The organism is Microbacterium terrae (assembly GCF_017831975.1).
GTDB lineage: Bacteria > Actinomycetota > Actinomycetes > Actinomycetales > Microbacteriaceae > Microbacterium > Microbacterium terrae.
Genome location: NZ_JAFDSS010000001.1, coordinates 3866728 through 3888522, shown reverse-complemented (window position 1 = coordinate 3888522; position 21795 = coordinate 3866728). Strand labels below are relative to the sequence as shown.

Sequence of the window (21795 nt, the reverse complement as noted above, 5' to 3'; positions counted from 1 at the left end):
GGGATGAGGGGATGAGCGACGAGACCGAGCGCGTTGCCGCAACTCCGCGGGGCCGCCGCGCACGCACCCCGAATGCTCGGGGGCGCGCATCCCACTCACTCGACGCCGTGCTGGCGGAGGCGGTCGCGCTCCTGGACGAGTCCGGACCGCAGGGGCTGACGATCCGCGCTCTGGCCACGCGCCTCGGCGGCGGTGCCGCGAGCGTCTACTGGTACATCTCGGGCCGTGAGGAACTCCTCGACCTCGCCGCCGACTCCGTCCTGGCGGGCGTGCACACCGCGGTGGCCGACGTCCGCACCGCAGACCCGATCGCCGACCTGCGCACCATCGCCACCGCGATGTTCGACGCCATCGTCGACCGCCCGTGGCTCGGCGCGTATGCCATGCGCAACACCGGCGCGCAGCCGAACTCGCTGAGCCTGTACGAACGGATCGGGGAGGAGACCCTCCGTCTCGACCTGACGCCGCGTCAGCGTTTCCACGCGACATCGGCCGTCGTCGGGTTCGTCATCGGCACGGCGGCCGACATGGGGCAGGAGCCGCCGGCGGAGGTCGTCTCCGGCGAGGTGAGCCGCGAGGAGTACCTGGGTCGGGCGACCGAGCAGTGGCGCGCGCTGGACCCGGCGAGCTACCCGTTCATCCACCACATCGTCGACGAGTTCGCCGGTCACGACGATCGCGACCAGTTCCTCGCCGGGCTCGACCTGCTGCTCGACGGACTGCGCCTGCGAGCGCGGCGCTGACGCTTCGTCGCCAACTCGGCGGACGCCCCGCCGGTCACTATTCCCGCTGCACCTGACTAGGGTCGGATATCCAGGGCAGTGAGGAGCTCCGCCGCTTCGACCACCTGCGCCATCATGGGGAAGATGCGCCCGATCGAGTTCTCGTGCGTCTCGGCCGCGAGGTCGGTGACGGCGTCGGCGACGACCACCAGTTCGTAGCCACGATCGTGGGCGTCTCTGAGGGTCGACTCGACGCCGATGCTCGTGGCGACGCCGACGACGACGAGGCGATGGATGCCGCGGGCCCGCAGCTGCTGATCGAGGTCTGTGCCCGAGAAGGCACTCCAGGCTGTGCGTGTGACGCGAAGGTCCTCGGGACCCTCACCCACCTCCGGCAGAGCGTCCCCGAAGCCTTCGGGCTCGGAGCGGCCGGGAGCCCCGCCCAGCGCGAACGTGGCCACGGCGACCGGCATCCCGTGTGCACGGAAGGCGGTCGCGAGTCGCCCTGCGTGTGCGACGACGTCTTCGATGGGTGTGACGAACGGGTTCGCCGCGGTCCCTCGCTGGAGGTCGATGACCAGCAGGGCGGCGTCGGGCGAGACGCCGCTCGGGTCTTTCGGAATCATGTCGCGCTCCTTCTTTCAGTCGAACGTGACGACGATCTTGTCTGCGGCGCCCGGCGTCTTCGCAAGCTCGAGCGCTTGGAGCGTCTCCTCGAACGGGAACGTGTGGCTCACGATGAGCGCATACTTCCGCCAGTTCTCGATGATGTCGTCGGTCACCTCGAAGATCTCGGTCGGGTAGCCCATCGACCACACGATCGTCAGCTCGCTGGTGAGGATGGCTCCGAAGTCGAGCTCTACCGGCTTCTTGTGCACCGCGACGATTCCGAGGGTGGCTCCCTGCTTCGCAATCCGGGTCACGGTCTGCGGGACCACGGCGACCCCGGCGGCGTCGAGGAAGACGTCGGTGCCGGCACGAGCGCCGCGGTTGAAGACCGTCGCGCCGTCACCGTGGAGTTCGATCAACCTGGCTGCGACATCTTCTTCGGCCGAGTTGATGACGGCATCCGCTCCGATCTCGAGCGCTGTCTGCAGACGGCCGGGCAGGATGTCGACGACGACGATGTGCGACGCTCCGCGGCGGCGATAGCCGAGCACCGCTCCGAGGCCGATCGGGCCGGCCCCGAAGACGACGACCTTGTCGCCGTGCTTCGGGTCGGTGCGGTTGACCGCGTGGTACGCCACGGCCATGGGTTCGTTGAGCGCGGCGACGTGCCATGGCACCTCGTCGGGAATGACCCGCAGCTGACGGCCGGCGACCGCATCGCGCACGACGACGAACTCTGAGAACGCGCCCTGAGCGCCACCTGACCCCAGCAGGCCGTCGGTGAAGGCCATCGTGTCGATCACGACGTGGTCACCCACGGCCAGTTCCTCGACATCGGCGCCCACCTCGACGATCTCTGCCGCGGGCTCATGGCCGAGCGGCGTGGCGCCGATGCGCGGCGGGATGCCTCCGTTCCCCGCGTACAGCGCGTCGGACCCGCAGATGCCGCACGCCTTGATCTTGAGCAGCACATCGGCAGGGCCGACGGCCGGCTGCTCGACGTCGACCCATCCCTCGGTGTCGACAGCGATGACATGGACGGATTTCATGAGGACTCCTCGTCGGGTTTCGTGTGGTGGTGCAGCGCGGATTCGTGGGGTTGCCGGTCACTCAGGCGCCGGGCAGCGGGGTGCGCCCCGTGGCGACCCCGGCGATCGCGCCGCCGTCGACGAGCAGATCGATGCCGGATACGAATGTGGCCTGCGGGCTCAGCAGGAAGGTCACCGCGTCGGCGATGTCGCTCGGGGTACCCAGGCGTCCGGCGCCCGAGCCGTCGACCATGGCCCGCATGAATGCACCCGACGGCGAATCCAGCTCGGCGCGACCCATCTTGGTGGAGATCACGCCGGGGCTCACCGAGTTGATGCGGGCGCCGCGGCTTCCCCACGCTCCGGCGCTCGCCTCTTGAACCTGGATTCGGTTCGCTAGCTTCGCTCGGCCGTAGGCGATACCGGGGTGGTGACTCAGAGCCTCAGGCGAGAAGAAGGGAAGGTTCAGCAGTCCTTCCGGCGTGCTCGTGCGGATGGCCACCTGCTCGTCGGGGGTGAACGGCGGCTGCAGATAACTCGACGAACTGGAGATGACGACGCCTGCCGCTCCCGATGCGACGACAGCCCCGAACGCCTCGAGCACCAGCGCCACGCCGACCAGATCGACGCTGAGCACCGAGTCGAGCGGAGCGTGGGCGGGCGAGAGCCCGGCGGTGTGCACGACCGATCGGATGTCGCCGAGCTCGGCGGCACGCGCTGCGAGCTCCTCGACCGATTCACGCGACGACACGTCCACCCGCACGGGATGGACGAGGAATCCGTCGTCGGTCATGGACTCGGCAAGTCGCGCGATCGCGTCTTCGCTGTAGTCGGCCACGACGGCGACAGCGCCGGCGGCCTGTCGACGCGCGATGGTCTCTCCCATCCCGCCTACGCCGATGACGACGACCACGTCAGCCATGTCGATCTCCCTCGCAAGATAATGTGACACCTGTCACGAAAATGCTACACCTCCTGTTACCGTGACACCATGACCCGCTCCAGCCCCGGACGCCCACCCAACAGCGTCGGTCGCGCCGCCGCTCTGACGGTTGCGCGAGACCTGGTCCGGACAGTGGGGTACGAGAGGGTCACGTTGGCGGAGATCGCCGAGCGCGCCGGTGTCGGCCGGCAGACCCTTTACCGCTGGTGGCCGTCCAAACAGGCGATCGTCGCAGCCTGCGTGCTGGAAGACGTGCTGCCCGTGCAACCAATGGTCGCCGACTCCTCCGGAGACCTCCGCGCCGACCTGCGGGCGTGGATGGCCGACTCCGCCGCTGCGCTGGCCGGCGACGATTCGTCCGCGCTGTTCCGCGGACTCCTCGCCGCTGCCGCGTCCGACGCACACGCGGCGGACGCCCTCGAGGCTCGGCTCTCGCGACCCATCCGCCAGGCGATCACCGCAGCGTTCGCCGCCGCCGGTCATCCGGGTGACCCAGCCGTCACCGCCGACATCCTGATCGGCGCACTCCTCAATGCCATCGTGACCCGTGACCCGGCAGCACGCGACCGCCTCATCGGCGTCGTCGACCTCGTCGCCGCACCGCCTCTCTGACATCTCACCCTCGTTCACGGCCGAGCGGAGCGGCCGCGATCGGATACGGCGGATGATGTCAGCGCGCCCAGGGTGCCCGAAGCTCACGAAACGTCATCTGTGACGCGGCGGCACGTTGGCACGCGACATCGACGCCGGCGATGGACACCATGCTGCCCGCCGGGGTCGCGCGACGGATGACCCAGCGGTCGTCCACCGTGCGCGCTCGGGCGCCAGTGAGCAGCGACCGCGCGATCATGGACGCACGGACGGATGGCTCGCGCCGTGCATCCGTCAACGGCGTCGGCAGGCGCAGTGACCGCACACCGTGGCGGTTGGTGACACGCGCCGTTGGCTCCGGCCCGGCGATGCGGATGACCCCGTGCGCCCCGTAAAGCGTGATGGCGGTGTGCTCCTGATCGACCTCGGCCCGCGAAGTGAGCGCAGCAGCCAGATGCACGCCCGACCCGACGGTGAGCACGACAGCCGCTGTGTCGGGCTCGTTCATCGCATCGGTGGCCCATGCGTCGACCCGGGCGGCTAGGACGGACCCGTCGCTGCGAGCGTCGACGAGAAGCGCAGCGTCCAGCGCTTGGGCCAGCAGATCACCCAACTCCGCCCCGCGCCCTGTGCGCGAATCGATGGCATCGCAGCGCCGCACGCCGACCACACCCACGGCGAGCACGCGCCCGATCGCTCTCGTCCACGGGGTCTCGGCGGTCGGCATCTCGTCCGCTGCATCACTCCGCAGGCGCTTCCCCTCAAGATGGGCGACGGTCTGGAACTTCGTCATCGCCGTGTTTCCGCGCCGACCCCGCGGCGGGCGGGGATGGCGACGACGGCGGTGGCGGCGCAGCCGAGCGCGGCGATGACGAGGGGGATGAGCATCCAGGTCACGACGCCGGTGAAGACGACGGTCGCGGCGAGGTAGAGCGTGCCGACCGGGTCGCCCGCGAGGGCGGCGGGGATGCCGCGGACGGCGGGCATCCATCCGGTGCCGGGCGTCCAGGCGCCGGCGGCGGCGAGCAGCGCGGTGCCGGCGAGGGTGAGGCCGGCCCAGCCGATGATCCCGATCGCGGCGCCGCCGGGCAGGGCGCCGGTGTTCGCGAGGAGGATGTCGGCGATGAGGATGCCGGCGATGAGGGTGGTGACCGCACCGACGGCGAGCCCGCCGGGGAGGGCGTGCCGGTAGTCGCTCCAGAACTGGCGGGCGTGGGACTGCTCGGCGTTCAGGTAGCGGCGGATGTGGCGGATGCCGGCGGCGAGGGCTGCGGGGAGGGTGATGACGGGGAGGCTCGCGATGGTGACGAGGAGTCCGGTGAGGAGCACTTCGCCGAACAGTGCGAACGCGCCCGTCGCCCCGGGGTAGCGGGCGGCTTCGCGCTCTTCGAGCGTGGGGCCGGAGCCGTCGCGATCGGCGCGACGGGCGGCTCGCATCTGTCGGCGGTCCATTGTCGGCTGCTATCCCTTGACGCCTTGGGTGGCGACGCCGTCGACGATGAACCGCTGGAACACGAGGAAGAACAGCAGCACGGGGAGGAGGGCGACGAACGACGCGGTGACGGTCGCGCCGTAGTCGCTGGTGGAGGTCTGGTCGTTGTAGAGACGCAGCGCGATCGGGAGGGGGTAGTTCTCGGGGCTCGTGAGGTAGAGCAGGGGTCCGAGGAAGTCGTTCCACGACCAGATGAACGCGAAGATCGCACAGGTGATCAGGGCGGGCCTGATCAGCGGCAGGATGATCGACCAGAAGATGCGGAGGTGTCCGGCGCCGTCGATGCGGGCGGCTTCGTCCATCTCACGCGGCATCTGCCGGATGAACTGCACGAGGAGGAACACGAAGAACGCTTCGGTGGCGAGGAACTTCGGCAGCACGATGGGCCAGAACGTGTCGACCAGGCCGAGGTTGTTGAAGATGATGTACTGCGGGATGATCACGACGTGGAACGGCAGCAGCAGCGTGCCGATCATCGCGGCGAACAGGATGCCGAGGCCCTTGAACTGGATGCGCGCGAACGCATAGGCCGCGAGAGCGGAACTGAGCACCGTGCCGATCACCGCGAGGGCGGCCAGCACCAGGGAGTTCCAGAAGAACTTCCACATCGGGATGCCGGCGATGCCTTCTGACACCTTGATGTAGTTGTCGAAGGTGGGGTTCTCGGGGAAGATCGCGATCGACTGGCCGAACTCGCTGTTCGGTTTGAAGGTGGAGAACAGCAGCCAGACCAGCGGGTAGAGCACGATCACGGTGATCGCGGTGAGCACGATGAACCAGATGACCGTCTGCCAGGTGTTGCGCTTGATCTTGCGGCGGCCCTTCGCGGGGGCCTGCCCGGCCCGGGTGTCGGGGTCGACCTGGTTCTCGGTGATCAGCAGGGCGTTCTCACCGAACGAGGATGTGGTGCTCATCGGTTGTCTCCGGCGTAGTGGACCCAGGATCGCTGGGTGCGGAACAGGATGAAGGCGATGATCGCGACGACGACCAGCAGCACCCACGCGATCGCGGAGGCGTAGCCCATCTGTCCGTCGGAGAATCCTCGCTTGTAGAGGTAGAGGGTGATGAAGTTCGTCATCCCGGCCGGACCGCCCGACCCGTTGCTGATGATGTACGCGGAAGCGAATACCTGGAACGCGCCGATGAGGCCGAGCAGCAGGTTGAAGAAGATCACCGGGCTGAGCATCGGGATGGTGACCGCACGGAACCGGTGCCAGGCGTTCGCGCCGTCCATCTCGGCCGCTTCGTACAGTTCCTTCGGGATCTGCTTCAGGCCTGCGAGGAAGATGACCATGGTGGCGCCGAACTGCCACACCGACAGCAGGATCATCGCGGGGAGCACCAGGGCGGGGTTGCCGAACCAGCCGCCCAGGTTGATGCCGAAGAGCGACAGCGTCGTGTCGACCGGGCCGTCGCCGGCGAACATCGCCCGCCACACGATCGCGACCGACACCGATCCGCCGATGAGCGAGGGGGCGTAGAACGCGGACCGGTAGAACCCGGCGCCCTTGTCGCGGTAGTTCAGCAGCATCGCGATCAGCAGCGCGGCGAGCAGGGTGATCGGGGTGCCGATGAACACGTAGATCAGGGTGATCTGCGCGGACTGCATGAACGACGGGTCGTTCGTGAACATGCGGACGTAGTTGTCCAGCCCGATCCACTTGGGCGGGGAGAAGATGTTGTAGTTCGTGAACGACAGGTACAGCGAGTACGCCATCGGCACCAGCGTGAGCCCGAAGAACCCGACCAGCCACGGGATCAGGAACCCGTACCCCGCCAACGACTCCTTGACCTGACGGGAACGCTGCCCCGGCCGATGCAGATCGCCGTCACGGTAGCTGCGCCGGAGCAGGCTCCGACTCGACGACGGCCGGCCCGTCGTGATCACTCGTGTGGTTGTGGTTGCCATTTTGATGACTCCGTTGTGCCGAGGTCGGCGGGGCGTGAGGCCAATGCGCTCACGCCCCGCCCCCGGGTGAGGTCCGATCGAGCACCGCACCAACGGCTCGACCTTCACCCGGAGAGCGGGGAAGTCCGAGGACATGGACTCCCCCGCTCTGAGCGGATGGGCTTCTACTGGTTGACGATCACGTCGATCTCGGCGAACAGCTGCGAGACCGCGTCGTCAACCGAGATCGTCCCGAAGCCGAGCTCCTGTGCGAGCTCCTTGAACTTCGCCTCGACCGAGCCGTAGCCGACGATCGGGACCGGCGGCGGGTCGCCGATGCGGTCAGCGACGGATGCCTCGTAGTCGAGGATCTGCTGAGCGGTGGCGTCGATCTCAATGCCGGCCCGCTGAGTCTCGGACGCGGGCATTCCTCGGTTGGTGCCGAAGATAGCGCCCGCCTCGGGGCTGTTCACCATGAAGTCGATGAACGTGGCAGCCGCCTCGGGGTGGTCGGATCCTGCCGCGCCCGACAGGAGCATGCCGGCCTTCATGTAGAGGTCCTTCGCTCCCTCCTCGGTGACCGGAGGAGCGACGAGATCGACGGTCGGGTAGTTCTCGCCCAGGTTGGCGAGGTAACCCGCGCCGAAGTTGTCCCAGGTGATCTCGCTGAGCGTCTTGGCCGCGTCGAACGGGCCGAGCGGCGACAGCTCTTCGATGCGCTGCTGCGGGATCACCGCACCATCCTCGATGAGCGGGACAGCCTGGTTCCAGAAGTCGGTGAGGTCCTCTTCAGTGAAGCCGACCTCGCCATCCTCCGTGAAGATCGACTTGCCCTCGGAACGCAGCGTCAGCTCGAACGACTGGATGAATCCGTAGGGGTTTCCGCTGCCCCACGCCTCGACTCCGGCAGCGTCGGCAGCATCCTTGACCTCGTACAGCCAGTCTTCGAAGTCTGCCCAGGTGCCCTCACCGAAGCCCTCGACCCCCACCTCGCCGGCGAGCGTCGGGTTCTCGAACATGCCGAGGGTGTTGGTGGAGATCGGCATACCCGCGACGGTGTCGTTGATCGAGGCGATGTCGAGGACACTCTGCTCGTAGCCATCGGTAGCGATGATGCCGCCGAGGTAAGGCGTGAGGTCGAGGAGCAGGCCGTTCTCGGAGTACTGGCGGACGTACGTCATGTCCATCTGGAAGACGTCGGGCAGATTCTTGCCGGCGGCTTCGGTCTGGCGCTTCTCCCAGTACTCGTCCCACGCGAGGAAGGTGGGGTTCACCGTGATGTTCGGGTACTCCTCGTTGAAGGCGGCGATCGCCTCGTTGTAGAGCTCGGCGCGCACGTCATTGCCCCAGAACGCGAAGTCGAGCGTGACCTCTTCGTCGGGGTCATAGGTCGATGCGGCTTCGGGTGTGCTCCCGCCGGCACAGCCGGCGAGGATCAGGGCCGCGCCCGCTGCGAGTGCAGCCCCGGCGAATGCCCGCTTGTTGCTGTGGAACATCTTCGTCCTTTCCAGAAAGTGTTCGTTCACATTCGGTGTCCCCACACTGTAGTGAACGATCACCTTTGTTGTCAAGGTTCGCATCAGTACGTGCGTCGGGTAAGGAATGATCGTTCACAGTCAAAGGATCCCGTACGGTGGGACTACGAGTGTTCGATGCCGCTGCAGCGAAGGAGCCGACGATGCCGATGACATCCGCCGCGGAGCGCCGACCCACGATCATGGAGGTGGCCCGCCTGGCCGGCGTGTCGCACCAGACGGTGTCCCGGTACCTGCGCTTCGACGGCGCGGGGCTGAAGCCTCAGACCCGCGAGCGGGTCGCCGATGCGATCGCGAAGCTGAACTACCGCCCCAATCTGGTGGCGCGTTCGATGCGGTCCCGCGTGACAGGCCGAGTCGCCGTGGTGATGCCGTCGCTCGCCTTCAACCCCACCCGCATGCTGTCGGGCGCGACGCGCGCCGCGCACGAGGCCGGCTACCAGGTCGAAGTGATCAGCCCAGAGGGTGGCGCCGCTGCGCGCTCCACCCGCATCCTCGAACTCGCCGACGCCCGCCTGGTCGACGGCATCCTGTCCTTCTCGACCGTCGACGAGGCAGCGAACAACCTGCCGAAGGGCACGGTGCTAGTCGTGTCGCCCGAATTCGACGACGAGATGCGCGGAATCGGCGATCTCGCCGACGCCGCGCCCGTGGCGGAGATGATCGAGCGCCTCGCGGAGTCGGGACACCACCGCTTCCTGCATATCGCCGGCGACAGAACATTCGCTTCGGCCCGAGCCCGGGCCACCGTGTTCACTGAGACGATCGCCCGTCTTGGACTCGCATCGGTCGGAATCTTCGACGGCGACTGGTCGGGCGAATCGGGCATCGCCGCGGTCGAAGCCATCCGCAGCTCAGACCGACCCACCGCCATCATCGCCGCCAACGACCTCGTCGCGACGGGTGTGCTGCGCGCGGCCCACCAGCGCGGGTGGTCGGTGCCCGACGATCTGAGCGTCACCGGATGGGATGACGCGCCCGGCAGCGAGTACCTCATTCCCGCCCTGACCACGGTCAACACGAAGATCGAGCAGATCGGCAGCAACGCGATGGCTCGCCTGATCGGGCGGCTCCGCGACGAGGCGCCGGTGCTGTCGACCGAGCCGATCAACCGCGTGATCTGGCGCGAATCGACCGGAGTCGCACCGACGGCGTAGGGCTGCGGGACCTCTCAGCCCCGCGCCGCACGCACCTCGGAGACGAAGGGTTCCGACGCAGCCAGCGATGGCGACACGATGCGGATCAGAGCGACCACGGGATCGTCCGATGCCGCCGCCTCCGCGATGTCGTCGGCACGGGGGTCCGGAGACGTCGGGCGTGCGACGACCCAGTCGATCCATGCGCCGAACGCCCGAGCACTGCAGAACGCTCGTCGACCCGCAGCGACCGTGCGCTCTGCGACCGATGCGAACCGGAACTGGACCTTCACCGTCGTGTCGGCTGCTATCTGGGTCAGCTGATGCACGATCCGCGGGTTCGAGAAGCGCTCGACCAGCTGGTCGCGGTAGCGCACGTGCTCCGTCCCCGCAGGAAGGCACTGAACCGCCTCGTCCCAGAAGTCCTCCACTAGGGCCCGGCACGTCGGGTCGGCGATCGCCTCGGCGACGGTGAGGAGGCCGCGCGGCAGCCCGGCGACGGCCAGGATGGTGTGCGCTCCGTTGAGGAGCCAGAGCTTGCGGTTCTCCCACGACTCGATGTCGTCGACGAATCGTGCGCCCGCGGTCTCCCATGCCGGGCGCCCCGCAGGGAACTCCCCTGCGAGAACCCAGTCGGCGAACGGCTCGGTGATCACGGTCGATCGATCGATCCACCCGGCATCGGCCACGGCCTGCGGCGCGTCAGGGATGTGCGGCGTGATTCGATCGACCGACGTGCTGACGAACGAGACATTCCGGTCGACCCATTCGGCGAGGCCGGCGCCGATGTCGCGCGCGAACGCCGTCACGCCGCGCTCGACGAAGACTCCGTTGCGCGGGATGTTGTCGCACGAGACGATGGCGATCGGCCCCGCCTCCGCCGCGCGACGCGCTGCGAGGATGCACAGGAGTCTCCCGAGCACGGTGCGTGCGCCCCAACCGCCGGACCGGAGATCGTCACGGTCGGCGAGCACGTCGGCATCATCGAGGTCGGGCGCCCCCTCCGCGGTCAGGCGGTAGCCGTTCTCGGTCACCGTGAGGGTGACGATCGCGACGGCGGGGTCCGCCGCCATCTCGACGAGCCGGTGCACGTCGGACCCGGAGCGCGCCTCGACGACACTGGTCACCACCTCGAGGCGATCCGCGGCGGCGCCGCGCTCCACCAGCGTGAACAGGCAATCCTGTTCGGTGAGCTCGGCGGCGAGCTTGGGGCCGCGTCCGGTGAACGCCGCGATCCCCCACCCGTCGGCATCGGCGGCGTGCGCGGTGTACCAGGCCTGGTGCGCGCGGAAGAAGTGCCCGAGCCCGAGGTGGATGATACGGGCTGGCGCGGGATCGGACTCGCTCCCTCTGCGTCGCAGCTCGTCACGCGAGAGAGACACAGGCGAGATCGCGCTCACAGCTTGAAGACCTCTCGCGGAATGGCGTCGACGAGATCACGGACGATTCGGGTCGCCGTCCGGCGCGTCACGCGGCCTTCGATGACGAGGCGCGCCAGGAACGCGGCATCCATTCGTCTCGCCGTGTCATGCCGGGCGGGGATCGACAGGAAAGCGCGGGTGTCGTCGATGAACCCCGAGCCGCGATAGAAGCCCGCCGTCTCAGTGACGGCCGAGCGCCATCGCAGGATCGCATCCGGTGCGTCGAGGAACCACCACGGAGCGCCGATGTAAACGCTTGGATAGAAGCCTGCGAGCGGGGCGATCTCGCGGGAGTACGCCGTCTCGTCGACGGAGAACAGCACGAGGTGGAATCCGGGGGCGGTCCCGAACGCCTGCAGCAGCGGGCGCAGGCTTTCGACGAACTCGGTTCGCAGCGGGATGTCATGGCCGGTGTCGGGGCCGAACCGCTCGAGCGTGCGTGTGTGGTGGCCGCGGAACACGCCCGGATGCACCGTCATCACCAGTCCGTCCTCCACGCTCATGCGTGCCATCTGGAACAGCATGTGGCCGCGGAAGATGCGGGCGGACGTGGCATCGAGCTCGCCTGCGATCGCGCCCGCGAACAGCTTCTCGGCGGCGTCGGGATCGAGGTCCGTCGCGAACGGCTCGGTCACGCCGTGATCCGTGGAGACCGCGCCGTGCGCGATGAAATGCGCGCGGCGGGCCTCGATCGCCGCCAGGTATCCCGAGAACGTCGTCTCCTGCCCGGCCTGCGCGATGAGCCTCGCCACGCGTTCAGCGAAGTCGGGGACCGCAGGGTCGAGATACGCGTCGGGCCGGAAGGTCGGGAGCACCCGCCCGGGGAACGTCGGGTCCGCCGCAATCCTGGCGTGGACCGACAGATCGTCGAGAGGATCGTCGGTGGTGGCGAGGACGTCGATGCCGAACTGATCGAAGAGCGCGCGCGGGCGCATCGCGGGGTCGGCGAGGGCAGCCGCGATGCGGTCGTACACGCGGTCGGCAGAGTCGGCGGACAGCTCCTCGGTGACACCGAAGAACTGCTCGAGCTCGCGCTCCAGCCAGTAGCCGCTCGACGTTCCCGCGAACATGTGCCAGCGCTCGGCGAGGATGCGCCACGCGGCGCGGGGATCGACCGGTGCAGCTCGTCCAACCCCGAGGTCGGCCAGCGAGATGCCACCCGAGTGCAGAAGGCGCGTGACGTAGTGGTCGTGGGTGAGGAAGAGGTCGGCAGGATCTCGGAACGGTGCGTCATCGGCGAGCAAGCGAGGATCGACGTGCCCGTGAGGTGAGATGATCGGCGCGCCCGCCACCTCGTCGTACAGCTCGTGCGCGATCGCTCGGGTCGCCCGGTCGGCGGGAAACAGGTGATCGGTCGCCTCGGTCATGCGGAGACCTCTCGGGTGAACCGCAGGTCGAGGCGCGCCGGAAGAACTTCGCGCACATGGCGCGGATGCACGCCGGGCCCACAGGATGCCGAGCCGAGACCGTACTGGGCAACGTCGAGATTCAGCCAGACACGATCGCCCGCGACGAGGTCGTTCGGATGGCGTGCGGCGTCGAGGTCTTCGCTGGTCCAGCGTCGCGCGGTGAACGCGAACGGAACGGCCGACGCCACCCGCAGCGCCGACCCACCGGCAAGCCCCAGGCGCAGCCAGCGGGTGTCGAGGCGGTTGCCGTTCTCCTGCGGCATCAGATAGGGGGTCTGCAGATCGTCGATCTCGGCCAGATAGCGCCCGATGAGCTGGGAGCGGGCCGAGTCGGGGTACGCCTCGAGGGGACCTCGTCCGTACCACTCCGCTGTGCGGGCGGTTGCCGGGAGGCCGACGCGGATGCCGAGGCGCGGGAGCGGGAAGCTCCACTCCCCCTCCGCTTCGATGCCGAGCGACAGGTCGAGATCGTCACCGTCGGTGCTCCAGCGCCACGCGCCGCGGAGGGCAAGGCGCGAGCCGGCAGCGGCGGTGCGGGTTTCGACCACGAGGGCGGTGTCGTCCCATGTGACCGATTCCACACGATGGTGCATGCGGTGCAGGCCGTTCGCACGCCAGGTCGGTTCGAGCGCCTCGCCGTAGTACCCGTGATCGTTGTCGATCGGAGCACGCCAGACGTCGATGCACGGCGACCCGAGGTCGATACCGGCGAATCGACGCAGGCGACCGCGTGCGTCGAACTCTGCGGGGCCCACGTGGGGCGCCGCGATCGCCACACGCGCGGCCGGGATCTCTGCGGTCGCGGAACGGACCTGCCACTGCGAGGACGAGACGATATGCCCCTGCTCCGCCCACGACGTCGCGCGTGCGAGGACGACGCGGACCGTCAGCCAGCTCTCGCCCTCCGTGGCCGGAAGCGCAGGGAGCTCGACGACGGACTCGCCGCGGGGAGCGACGTCGGGAAGCGGGAATGCGCCCCGGGCGATCCCCACCCCGACCTCTTCGAAGACCCACTCAGCACGGTAGCGCGCCGTGCCGGAGTGGTCCTGTGCGTTGAAGACCCGAATGCCGCCCGGCACGGGATCGAGCCGCACAGGCTCCAGCACCTTCTTCAGCTCGAGCAGGCCCGGCGAGGGCGTTCGGTCGGGGAACAGCAGGCCGTCGGCGACGAAGTTTCCGTCGTGCAGCTCTTCGCCGAAGTCGCCGCCATAGGCGTAGAAGGGCCGTCCCGCAGCATCCGTCGACAGCAGTCCGTGGTCGATCCACTCCCACACGAACCCGCCCTGCAGGCGGGGATATGCGTCGAAGAGCTCCTGGTACTCGCTCAGACCGCCAGGCCCGTTGCCCATGGCATGCGCGTACTCGGCGAGGATGAACGGCTGCGCATCACGGTGCTCGGTGAGCGCGGGGTCGTCGAGCGCAGGCTCGTCGCCACGACCGATCGCCTCCACTTCGCCGTAGGTGAGGTACATGCGGCTGTAGACGTCGACGTGCGCGCTGGTGAAGTCCCGCTCGTAGTGGATCAGCCGCGTCGGATCGATCTCGCGCGCGGCCGCAGCCATCGCCGCCACATTGACACCGGGACCGCACTCGTTGCCCAGGGACCACATCACGATGCTCGGGTGATTGCGATCGCGGACCACCATGCGGCGCATCCTCCCGACCAGAGCCGTCTGCCAGCGCTCGTCGTCGACGGGGTTGCCAGAACCGGCGTCGTCGCCCTCGGCTCCGAAACCGTGCGTCTCGAAGTCGCACTCGTCGACGACCCACAGTCCGTACTCGTCGCAGAGGTCGAGGAAATGCGGATGCGGTGGGTAGTGGCTGGTACGGACCGCGTTGATGTTGTGCCGCTTCATCAGCAGGACATCGGCGAGCATCGTCGCACGGTCGATCGCGCGGCCGTGCTCGGGGTGGAAGTCGTGACGGTTCACACCGCGGAACTGGATGCGCTTTCCGTTGACCTGGATGAGGCCATCGCGCACTTCGACGCGACGGAACCCGACGGCGATCTCGAGGGTCTCTCCGGTGGAGACCAATCGGCCGCGATAGAGCCGAGGCTCCTCCGCCGACCACGGCGACACGTCGTCGATCGCGATGAGCTCGCCTGCCGGGGCCTCGATTCCGAGCTCATCGATCACGACCATCGCGGGGACGTCGGTCTCGACACGGAGAAAACCGCCACCGGTGGCGGGATCGAAGTCCGCCTCGATACGGTGATCGCCGATAGCCCCGACTGGCCGCAGCTCCAAGCTCACGTCGCGGAAGATCCCCGAGAGCCACCACATGTCTTGGTCTTCGAGGTAGGTGTTCGACGACCACTGCAGCACTCGCACGGCGATGACGTTGGCCGCATCCGAGCGCACCACGTCGGTGATGTCGAACTCGCTCGTGATGCGGCTGCCGCTCGTCGATCCCACCTCGGAGCCATTGACCCACACCGTCGCGAAGGAGTCGACGCCCTCGAATCGCAGCACGATTCGGCCATGCCACTCCGCGGGCGCATCGAACGCGCGCACGTAGTCGCCGGTGGGGTTCTCGTCGGGAACCCTCGGCGGATCGAGAGGAAAGGGATAGGGGTGGTTGGTGTACACCGGAGTTCCGAAGCCGCGCAGCTGCCAGTGCGATGGGACGTCGATCTCTTGCCAGCCCGCGGGTACGGCGCCGACGAAGTCGATCGGCGTGGACGGATCGGAACTGAACCGGAAGCGCCATCTCCCGTTCAGATCGATCCGGGGAGCATTCGAGTGCGCCCAGGAACGAGGCTCCAGCAGCCCACTGGCGGTCTCGAATTGCTCGTGCTGACGCGCAGTGGTCTCAGTCGATAGCACGACGGGGCTCCTCATCGGTGGCACGTTCGACAGCGACGTATCGACGCCGCTGTCGCAAAGTGATCGTTCACGTATGCTGGGTGAGCGTAGTCGACGCCATCCTTCACGTCAAAGCATTCGGAATATCCGGGCCTCGACAGTTGACAGCGATTGTGATCGTTCATTATCGTCCTCCGGTAGTGAACGATCACTGAAGATCCGCTCGCGACCAGGACGGTCGCTCACCGAGGAGCCGAAGATGACGCAGCACGAGCTCGACACCACTTCCCCACCGCTTGCGAGCATCCGCGCGGCACGTCGACGGACGGCGCCGGTGTGGCGCTCGTCGCTCGCGCTCGGCATGGCGGCACTGCTCGCCATCGGCGTTCCGACTGCCGCGAATGCAGTCGGCGGCTCCACGCATGTGCCTGCCGGAACGACCGTGCCCGTCGACAACCTGTCCTTCGAGCAGGGCCTCTCCGGCTGGACGTCGACTGGTTCGGTCACCGCCGTGGGAGATGGCCACGCGCACGACGGCACACAGCACGTGCGCCTCGCGGCGGGCGCCTCGGTCACCCGCACCGTCACCGGCATCGCTCAGGGCAGCTACACGCTGGCCGGTTGGTTCGACGGCGCGAAGAGCAACAACGCCGCTGCCCTGACGGCCACCGACACGGGCGCCCCCTCCGCCACCGCGCCGGTCGACGTGTACCTTGCGGGTGCCGGAACCTGGGCGCAGGGCGCTCATCGGAACGTCCTGGTCTACAACGGCCAGGTCACCATCACGATCACCGCAGGCTCGTCGCCGCTCCTCGTCGACGGCCTCACTCTGACCCTCGACTCGCAGGATGTGAACCCGCTGCAGAACTGGGGGTTCGACGACGGCCTGTCGGGGTGGGCCGTCAACGATGCCGCGCGCGTGACGGGCGTCACCGATGGCGCCGACAGCGGGTCGGGCGCCGTGAGACTCGGCGCCGGCGGGGCGATCTCCCAGACGATCCCCGTCGAGCCCGACACCCGCTATGTCGTCACCGCCCGCGCCCGCGTGGAGCGCGAGGACACCTATACGAGCACGACGCAGACGGATCGGTTCGGGCCGATCGGGACGCTCGTCACCCGATCCACCACCGGCAACCGCGTCAACATCGGCGTGAAGGGTGCCGATGACGTCGTGCTGCGTCAGGCGCCCGCCGCCACTGCGGGCTATTCGCTCGTGAGCGTGAGCTTCACCACCGACGCAGATGACGAGGAGGTGACGGTCTACGCGAACACCATCGCCGACGAGGCCTACCGTGAGTCCGTCGGCGTGTTCGCCGACGGCGACGGTGCTACCGCGTCGGGCGCCGCCCCCGCCGACGACTGGACCGGCAACGGCTCGGACGGAGCCTGGATCGACAACTTCGACGTCTTCGCCCTCGAGGAGGGTTACATCCGCGGCGCGGATGTGTCCAACCTGCAGGTGCTCGAAGACAACGGCGCGAAGTACTTCGCCAACGGCGTTCAGCAGGACGCGCTCCGGATTCTCTCCAACCGCGGCGTCAACTCCATCACCGGGATGATCTTCGTCCATGCCGGCAAGACGCTCTACGACGACAGCCTCCAGCCCATCAAGGTCACCGACGCGATTCCGGGCGGCGGGGCCTATCCCGACACCCTCAAGCTCTCGCACGAGGGCTACTTCGACGAGGTGCACACCGTCGCGTTGGCCGAGCGCGCCGCGGACCTGGACCTGAGCCTCATGCCCAGCTACCACCTGAGCGACGGCTTCGTCAGCGCAAGCAAGGCATCGACGCCGTACGAGTGGCTGGATCACTCGTACGACGGCACGGTGGCCAACTCGGACCTCGCCCACATCCGATCGGCGACCTACAACTATGTGCGCGACTCGCTTACCGCGATCGCAGACACCGGCGTCGACATCATCGCCGTCAAGCAGGGCAACGAGCAGAACGGCGGCCTGGTCTGGCCGATCGGCAAGGGAGCCACGTCTGCCGGCCATGCGGCGCTGATCGCCGCCGTCAACGATGCCGTCCAAGAGGTCGCACCCGGCGCACCCGGATGGGCGCACACCAACAACGGCTACTCGACGAGTGCCGCGCAGAGCTTCTTCACGGGGCTGATGAACAACGGCGCCAAGATCGACGGAGCCTCCTTCTCGCTCTACGGTGGGCGCTCGAGTGCGAACATCCTCAACATGGCCGAGATGCTCAACGCCGACCCGGCGCTGCGTCACCTCGACTACGTCAACGTCGAGGCAGCCGTGTCGTTCACTAGCTACAAGGCCACGTGGGCGAGCGACAACGTCATCACTCCGCCGTCTCAGTACTACAGCCGCAGCGTCAACGGGCAGTACAACTGGCTGCTCGACTACATGCAGGCGCCCTTGGACGTGCCCAACCCGTATGGGCAGATGCGCGGCTTCTACTTCTGGGAGATCGATTGGATCCCCGTGGGCGGCATCGGCTCGAAGCAGGGCGTTCCGGCCGATGTGAGCACCCGCACCATGTTCAACAACGGCAATCCGGCGATCACCCAGATGGGCTCGACTCAGCCGGGCAAGACCGGCGACATGCTCGACAGCCTGAGCGCGTACCTGATGCGCGGCACCGTGAAAGACAAGCCTGTCGACATGCAGTCACCGCTGGACGACCCGACGACGCGCGAAGCGTATGCGGTCGAATCGACCGCTCCGACCGGCATCACGCTCGCCGGCGACGCCGTGGAGCTCACGGTCGGGTCACGCGAACGGCTCCAGCCCACGGTCGCGCCGGTCGACAGGGTACTCACCGAGTCGACCATCTCGTACACGAGTGCAGATGAGACCGTCGCGACCGTGAGCCCATCCGGATACGTGGTCGGCACAGGCCCCGGGACGACGACGGTCACCGCCGCCGTCAGCGGGAACCTCACCGCCTCGATTCCGGTGGTGGTGACCGCGCCCGGGACAGCCGACGCGGGCGATCTCATCGTCCGCCGAGGCGCGACTGAGCTCACGGATGGCGCGACGATCACCGTGGCCGCGCTCGAGAAGCTGCAGCTTTCGACGACGCTCGCCGACGGCGCCACCGACCGCAAGGTCGTGTTCACCTCGTCCGATCCCGACGTGGCCACCTTCTTGGGCGAGACGTGGCAGACCCCACAGGGAGAGCTCCGTGCTTACTCGGGCAGCGGCAACACAGTCCAGCTGAACATCCTCGACGAGGGCACGACCGACCTCACCGTCTCGACCTCCGACGGCGGCTCCAGCGTGACCGTTCACGTCGTGGCCGCCAAGGTCGCCGTCACGGCAGTCACGCTCGCCAAGCCGAACGCACACGTCGCGATCGGCACGACCGTCTCGCTCGGCGGAGCGGTCACCCCGTCGAACGCCACGCTGAACAAGCTGGTCTGGACCTCTGCCGACCCGTCGGTCGCCACCGTCGATGACTCGGGAACGGTCCGAGGCGTCGAGAACGGGGTGACGACGGTCACCGCCGTCTCGCACGACAACCCGTCGGCGTCGGCGACAGCCACGATCACCGTTGCCGGGGTGCGCGCGACCGACCTAGCTGTCTTCCCCGCCGATGTCCATCTCGCGGCCGGAGCGACGCGCACCATCGGCGCCACCGTGACCCCGGCCGACGTCGCAGATGCCACCCTGACGTGGACCTCCGCCGACCCGGCCGTCGCGACGGTCGATGCGGGCGGAAAGGTGACCGCGGTCGGCGCCGGTGAAGCAGACATCACCGCGCGCACGACCGACGGCAGCGACCTGACCGCCGTCTCGCACGTCACGGTCCATGAGAACGCGATCGAGGCGACCGCACTCACACTGGAGCCCGCAACCCACTGGTTCCAGTCCGACCACTTCGCCAACCCCTCGGTAGGCGATGCCCCGGAGCGGGCCCTCTCGCTGACCGTCGAGCCTGCCGATGCCACCAATGCCGACATCGTCTGGACGTCGAACACGCCGCAGGTGGCAACGGTCGACCCCGCGGGCACCGTGACAGCTGTCGCTCCCGGAGTGGCGGAGATCTCGGCACGCACGCGCGACGGCAGCCTGACCTCGACGACCACTGTGCACGTCCCGCAGCTGAGCGAGACGTTCGAGAACCGCGGGTCGACCTTCACCTGGGGGCAGACTGCAGTCTCCGGTGTTCCCGCGATGACGTCGCGGGTGACGACAGGTGCCGGCGGCATGGCTCTGGTGTACACATCGCGCAGCGGCACAGGACCGAGCGCCCTGCAGAAGGTGTTCGCCGAGCCGATCGTCAACGACACGGTCGTCGCCGACCTGACATACAACGTCGGAACTCCCGGCTCGTCGAACGGCGCATACCTGGCGATCGCCGACAGTGCGGGCAACCGGTACGTCACCCTGCAGTTCATTCGAGGCACGGAACTCGCGATCGGCTCGGGCGGAGCGCTCACGGGCGCGAACGCGGCGTCGCTCGTCCCGGGTATGACTCCCGTCGGCACGGGATTGAACGTCAACGCGGCGTGGTACGCCGTGCACGCCGAACTGGACCTGGCAGCGCGCCAGGCGACCGTGACCGTCACCTCTCGCGCGAACAACGCGATCACCGCCACCCGAACGATTCCCTTCGACGATGCGACCGAGTACACCGGCGATGTAGCGGCAGTGCAGCTGTGGACCGCCGGCAGCGGAAGCGGCGTCTGGTATCCCGCCGTCGCGGAGGCCCACTTCTACGGGACGTCGGCGACGGCGCGAGAGGTCGTGGTCGATCCCACCGAGGTGCGACTCGTGCCGGTGACGGGCACGCTCGGCGTCTCTGAGCAGGTCACTGCGTCGGTACTGCCGGCAACTGCTCCGCAGGATCTCACGTGGACGTCGTCGGCACCCGAGATCGTCGCTGTGGACGATGACGGCCTCGTATCGGCAGTCACCACCTATGCCGACCTCGGCGCCGTCGTTCCCGCCACCGCCGACATCACCGTCGCCGCGACATCCGACCCCTCGGTGAAGAAGACAGTAAGGGTGACGATCACCGACACACCCAACGCGTCGGAGCAGCTGACCGTGATCGACGAATCGGGGGATACGGTCTCCCCCGCCGATGATCCGATCGCACTCGACGACGGCGAGCAGCTGACGCTCATCGCCACCCCGACCGGCGGCGACGGTCCGTCCGACATCGCGAACATCGAGTGGACCAGCACCGACGACGGCGTCGTCGCACTCGAGTCCGTCGGAGGCCGCGAAGCCGCCATCCGGGCGATCGCTGGCGGGCGGGGAACAGCCACGATCACGGTGCGCGTGTGGACGTTCGGTGCGGACACCCCCCTGACCGCACGCATCACCGTGGACGTCGACGGGGGGGCACCGCAGGATGCCACAGAACCCGAGGTGACGGGTCTGCCGACCGGAGACGTGAACGCCATCGACGGCCTGGACGTGTCGATCACGGCCACCGACCCCGAGAGCGGCATCCGGTCACTCGTGGTGACCCTCGCCGGCGACGAGATCACCGCGAACGGGCACGTCGACATCAGCGGACTGTCGGGCGAACAGACCGTCACCGCGACCGCGTCCAACAATGCGGGGCTCGAGACCACCGCCACCTCGACGATCTTCGTCGTCCCAGTCGACGGCGCGACGAAGGCACCATCGACCGGAGTGCTCTCGAACACGAGCGGCTGGGCGCACGGGCTCCACGATGGCTCGTACGACGTCGTGATGAACCTGTGGTGGGGCACCCCCGGGTCGGTCTTCCGCCTGTACGAGAACAGCGAGCTCGTGGCGACCAAGGTGCTGGGCGCCGCGGTCGGCACATCGCAGACACTCACCACGCGGTTCACGGGCAAACCCAACGGCACGTACGTGTACACCAGCGAGCTGATCAACTCGAAGGGCACAACCACCACGACATCGACGACAGTGGTGGTCGACGCCGCCGCGCCGGGCGTGCCCGCCGTGAGTCACGATAACTGGGACGGCGACGGCGACTTCACCGCCACAGCCAACATGTGGTGGGGCACGAACGCGACGTCGTACACGTTCACGCTCGACGGCCAGGTCGTCGCCGAGGGCACACTCGCGGCGAACAGTCCGAACCGTCAGACGGCGTCCGCGCACTTCACCGGCGTCAGCCCCGGCGTTCACACGATCCAGGCCGTGTTCACCAATCCGAGCGGGTCGACGAGTTCGCAGCCCCTCCAGATGACCGTGCGAGGCTGATCGGAGGGGGTGTCGCGAATCACCGCGGCACCCCCT

At 68.0% G+C, this 21795-nt stretch carries 15 protein-coding genes; 4 read left to right on the top strand and 11 right to left on the bottom strand.

Going from position 1 to position 21795, the window contains the following annotated elements:
- The first annotated feature begins 11 nt into the window (after positions 1 to 11).
- Positions 12 to 743, top strand: coding sequence for a TetR/AcrR family transcriptional regulator (locus JOD63_RS17565; RefSeq protein WP_045274157.1), 732 nt, complete (start codon positions 12 to 14; stop codon positions 741 to 743).
- Positions 744 to 799: 56 nt separating this feature from the next.
- Here the strand turns inward: JOD63_RS17565 and JOD63_RS17560 are convergent, their stop codons facing one another.
- The 3 genes from JOD63_RS17560 to JOD63_RS17550 form a co-directional block, all read right to left on the bottom strand.
- Positions 800 to 1348, bottom strand: a complete 549-nt coding sequence (locus tag JOD63_RS17560) for an isochorismatase family protein (protein ID WP_045274158.1) — start codon at positions 1346 to 1348, stop codon at positions 800 to 802.
- Between the two features lie 15 nt (positions 1349 to 1363).
- Positions 1364 to 2380, bottom strand: coding sequence for a zinc-dependent alcohol dehydrogenase (locus JOD63_RS17555; protein WP_045274159.1), 1017 nt, complete (start codon positions 2378 to 2380; stop codon positions 1364 to 1366).
- 61 nt (positions 2381 to 2441) lie between these two features.
- On the bottom strand, positions 2442 to 3281 hold the full coding sequence (locus tag JOD63_RS17550) for an SDR family oxidoreductase (protein WP_045274160.1): 840 nt from the start codon (positions 3279 to 3281) through the stop codon (positions 2442 to 2444).
- A gap of 69 nt (positions 3282 to 3350) precedes the next feature.
- On the opposite strand from JOD63_RS17550, the gene JOD63_RS17545 reads away from it, so the two are divergent.
- Positions 3351 to 3914, top strand: a complete 564-nt coding sequence (locus JOD63_RS17545) for a TetR/AcrR family transcriptional regulator (RefSeq protein ID WP_084613300.1) — start codon at positions 3351 to 3353, stop codon at positions 3912 to 3914.
- A 58-nt stretch (positions 3915 to 3972) separates the two neighbouring features.
- Here the strand turns inward: JOD63_RS17545 and JOD63_RS17540 are convergent, their stop codons facing one another.
- The 5 genes from JOD63_RS17540 to JOD63_RS17520 form a co-directional block, all read right to left on the bottom strand.
- A complete protein-coding gene (locus JOD63_RS17540) occupies positions 3973 to 4620 on the bottom strand; it encodes a hypothetical protein (protein WP_157003908.1) in 648 nt (215 codons plus the stop codon).
- Between the two features lie 62 nt (positions 4621 to 4682).
- A complete protein-coding gene (locus JOD63_RS17535; RefSeq protein ID WP_211088160.1) occupies positions 4683 to 5345 on the bottom strand; it encodes a DUF624 domain-containing protein in 663 nt (220 codons plus the stop codon).
- Positions 5346 to 5354: 9 nt separating this feature from the next.
- Positions 5355 to 6299, bottom strand: a complete 945-nt coding sequence (locus JOD63_RS17530; protein ID WP_084613348.1) for a carbohydrate ABC transporter permease — start codon at positions 6297 to 6299, stop codon at positions 5355 to 5357.
- A complete protein-coding gene (locus JOD63_RS17525) occupies positions 6296 to 7294 on the bottom strand; it encodes a carbohydrate ABC transporter permease (protein ID WP_045274500.1) in 999 nt (332 codons plus the stop codon). Before JOD63_RS17525 ends, JOD63_RS17530 begins: the two co-directional genes overlap by 4 nt.
- A gap of 164 nt (positions 7295 to 7458) precedes the next feature.
- Positions 7459 to 8769, bottom strand: a complete 1311-nt coding sequence (locus JOD63_RS17520) for an ABC transporter substrate-binding protein (protein WP_045274501.1) — start codon at positions 8767 to 8769, stop codon at positions 7459 to 7461.
- Between the two features lie 182 nt (positions 8770 to 8951).
- Between JOD63_RS17520 and JOD63_RS17515 the strand changes: the two genes are divergently transcribed.
- Complete coding sequence (locus JOD63_RS17515; protein ID WP_045274525.1) at positions 8952 to 9965, top strand: LacI family DNA-binding transcriptional regulator; 1014 nt, start codon at positions 8952 to 8954, stop codon at positions 9963 to 9965.
- Positions 9966 to 9979: 14 nt separating this feature from the next.
- Here the strand turns inward: JOD63_RS17515 and JOD63_RS17510 are convergent, their stop codons facing one another.
- The 3 genes from JOD63_RS17510 to JOD63_RS17500 are packed head-to-tail and all read right to left on the bottom strand — an operon-like array spanning position 9980 to position 15602.
- A complete protein-coding gene (locus tag JOD63_RS17510; RefSeq protein ID WP_045274526.1) occupies positions 9980 to 11326 on the bottom strand; it encodes a mannitol dehydrogenase family protein in 1347 nt (448 codons plus the stop codon).
- Positions 11327 to 11340: 14 nt separating this feature from the next.
- A complete protein-coding gene (gene uxaC / locus JOD63_RS17505; RefSeq protein ID WP_045274502.1) occupies positions 11341 to 12732 on the bottom strand; it encodes a glucuronate isomerase in 1392 nt (463 codons plus the stop codon).
- The gene (locus JOD63_RS17500; protein WP_045274503.1) at positions 12729 to 15602 is read right to left on the bottom strand and encodes a glycoside hydrolase family 2 TIM barrel-domain containing protein; all 2874 of its coding nucleotides are present in this window, start codon (positions 15600 to 15602) and stop codon (positions 12729 to 12731) included. The genes uxaC and JOD63_RS17500 overlap by 4 nt, the downstream gene beginning before the upstream one ends.
- 238 nt (positions 15603 to 15840) lie before the next feature.
- Between JOD63_RS17500 and JOD63_RS17495 the strand changes: the two genes are divergently transcribed.
- Positions 15841 to 21759 (top strand): glycosyl hydrolase 53 family protein, encoded by a 5919-nt coding sequence (locus JOD63_RS17495; RefSeq protein WP_052682343.1) that lies wholly within the window; start codon positions 15841 to 15843, stop codon positions 21757 to 21759.
- Positions 21760 to 21795: the final 36 nt, after the last annotated feature.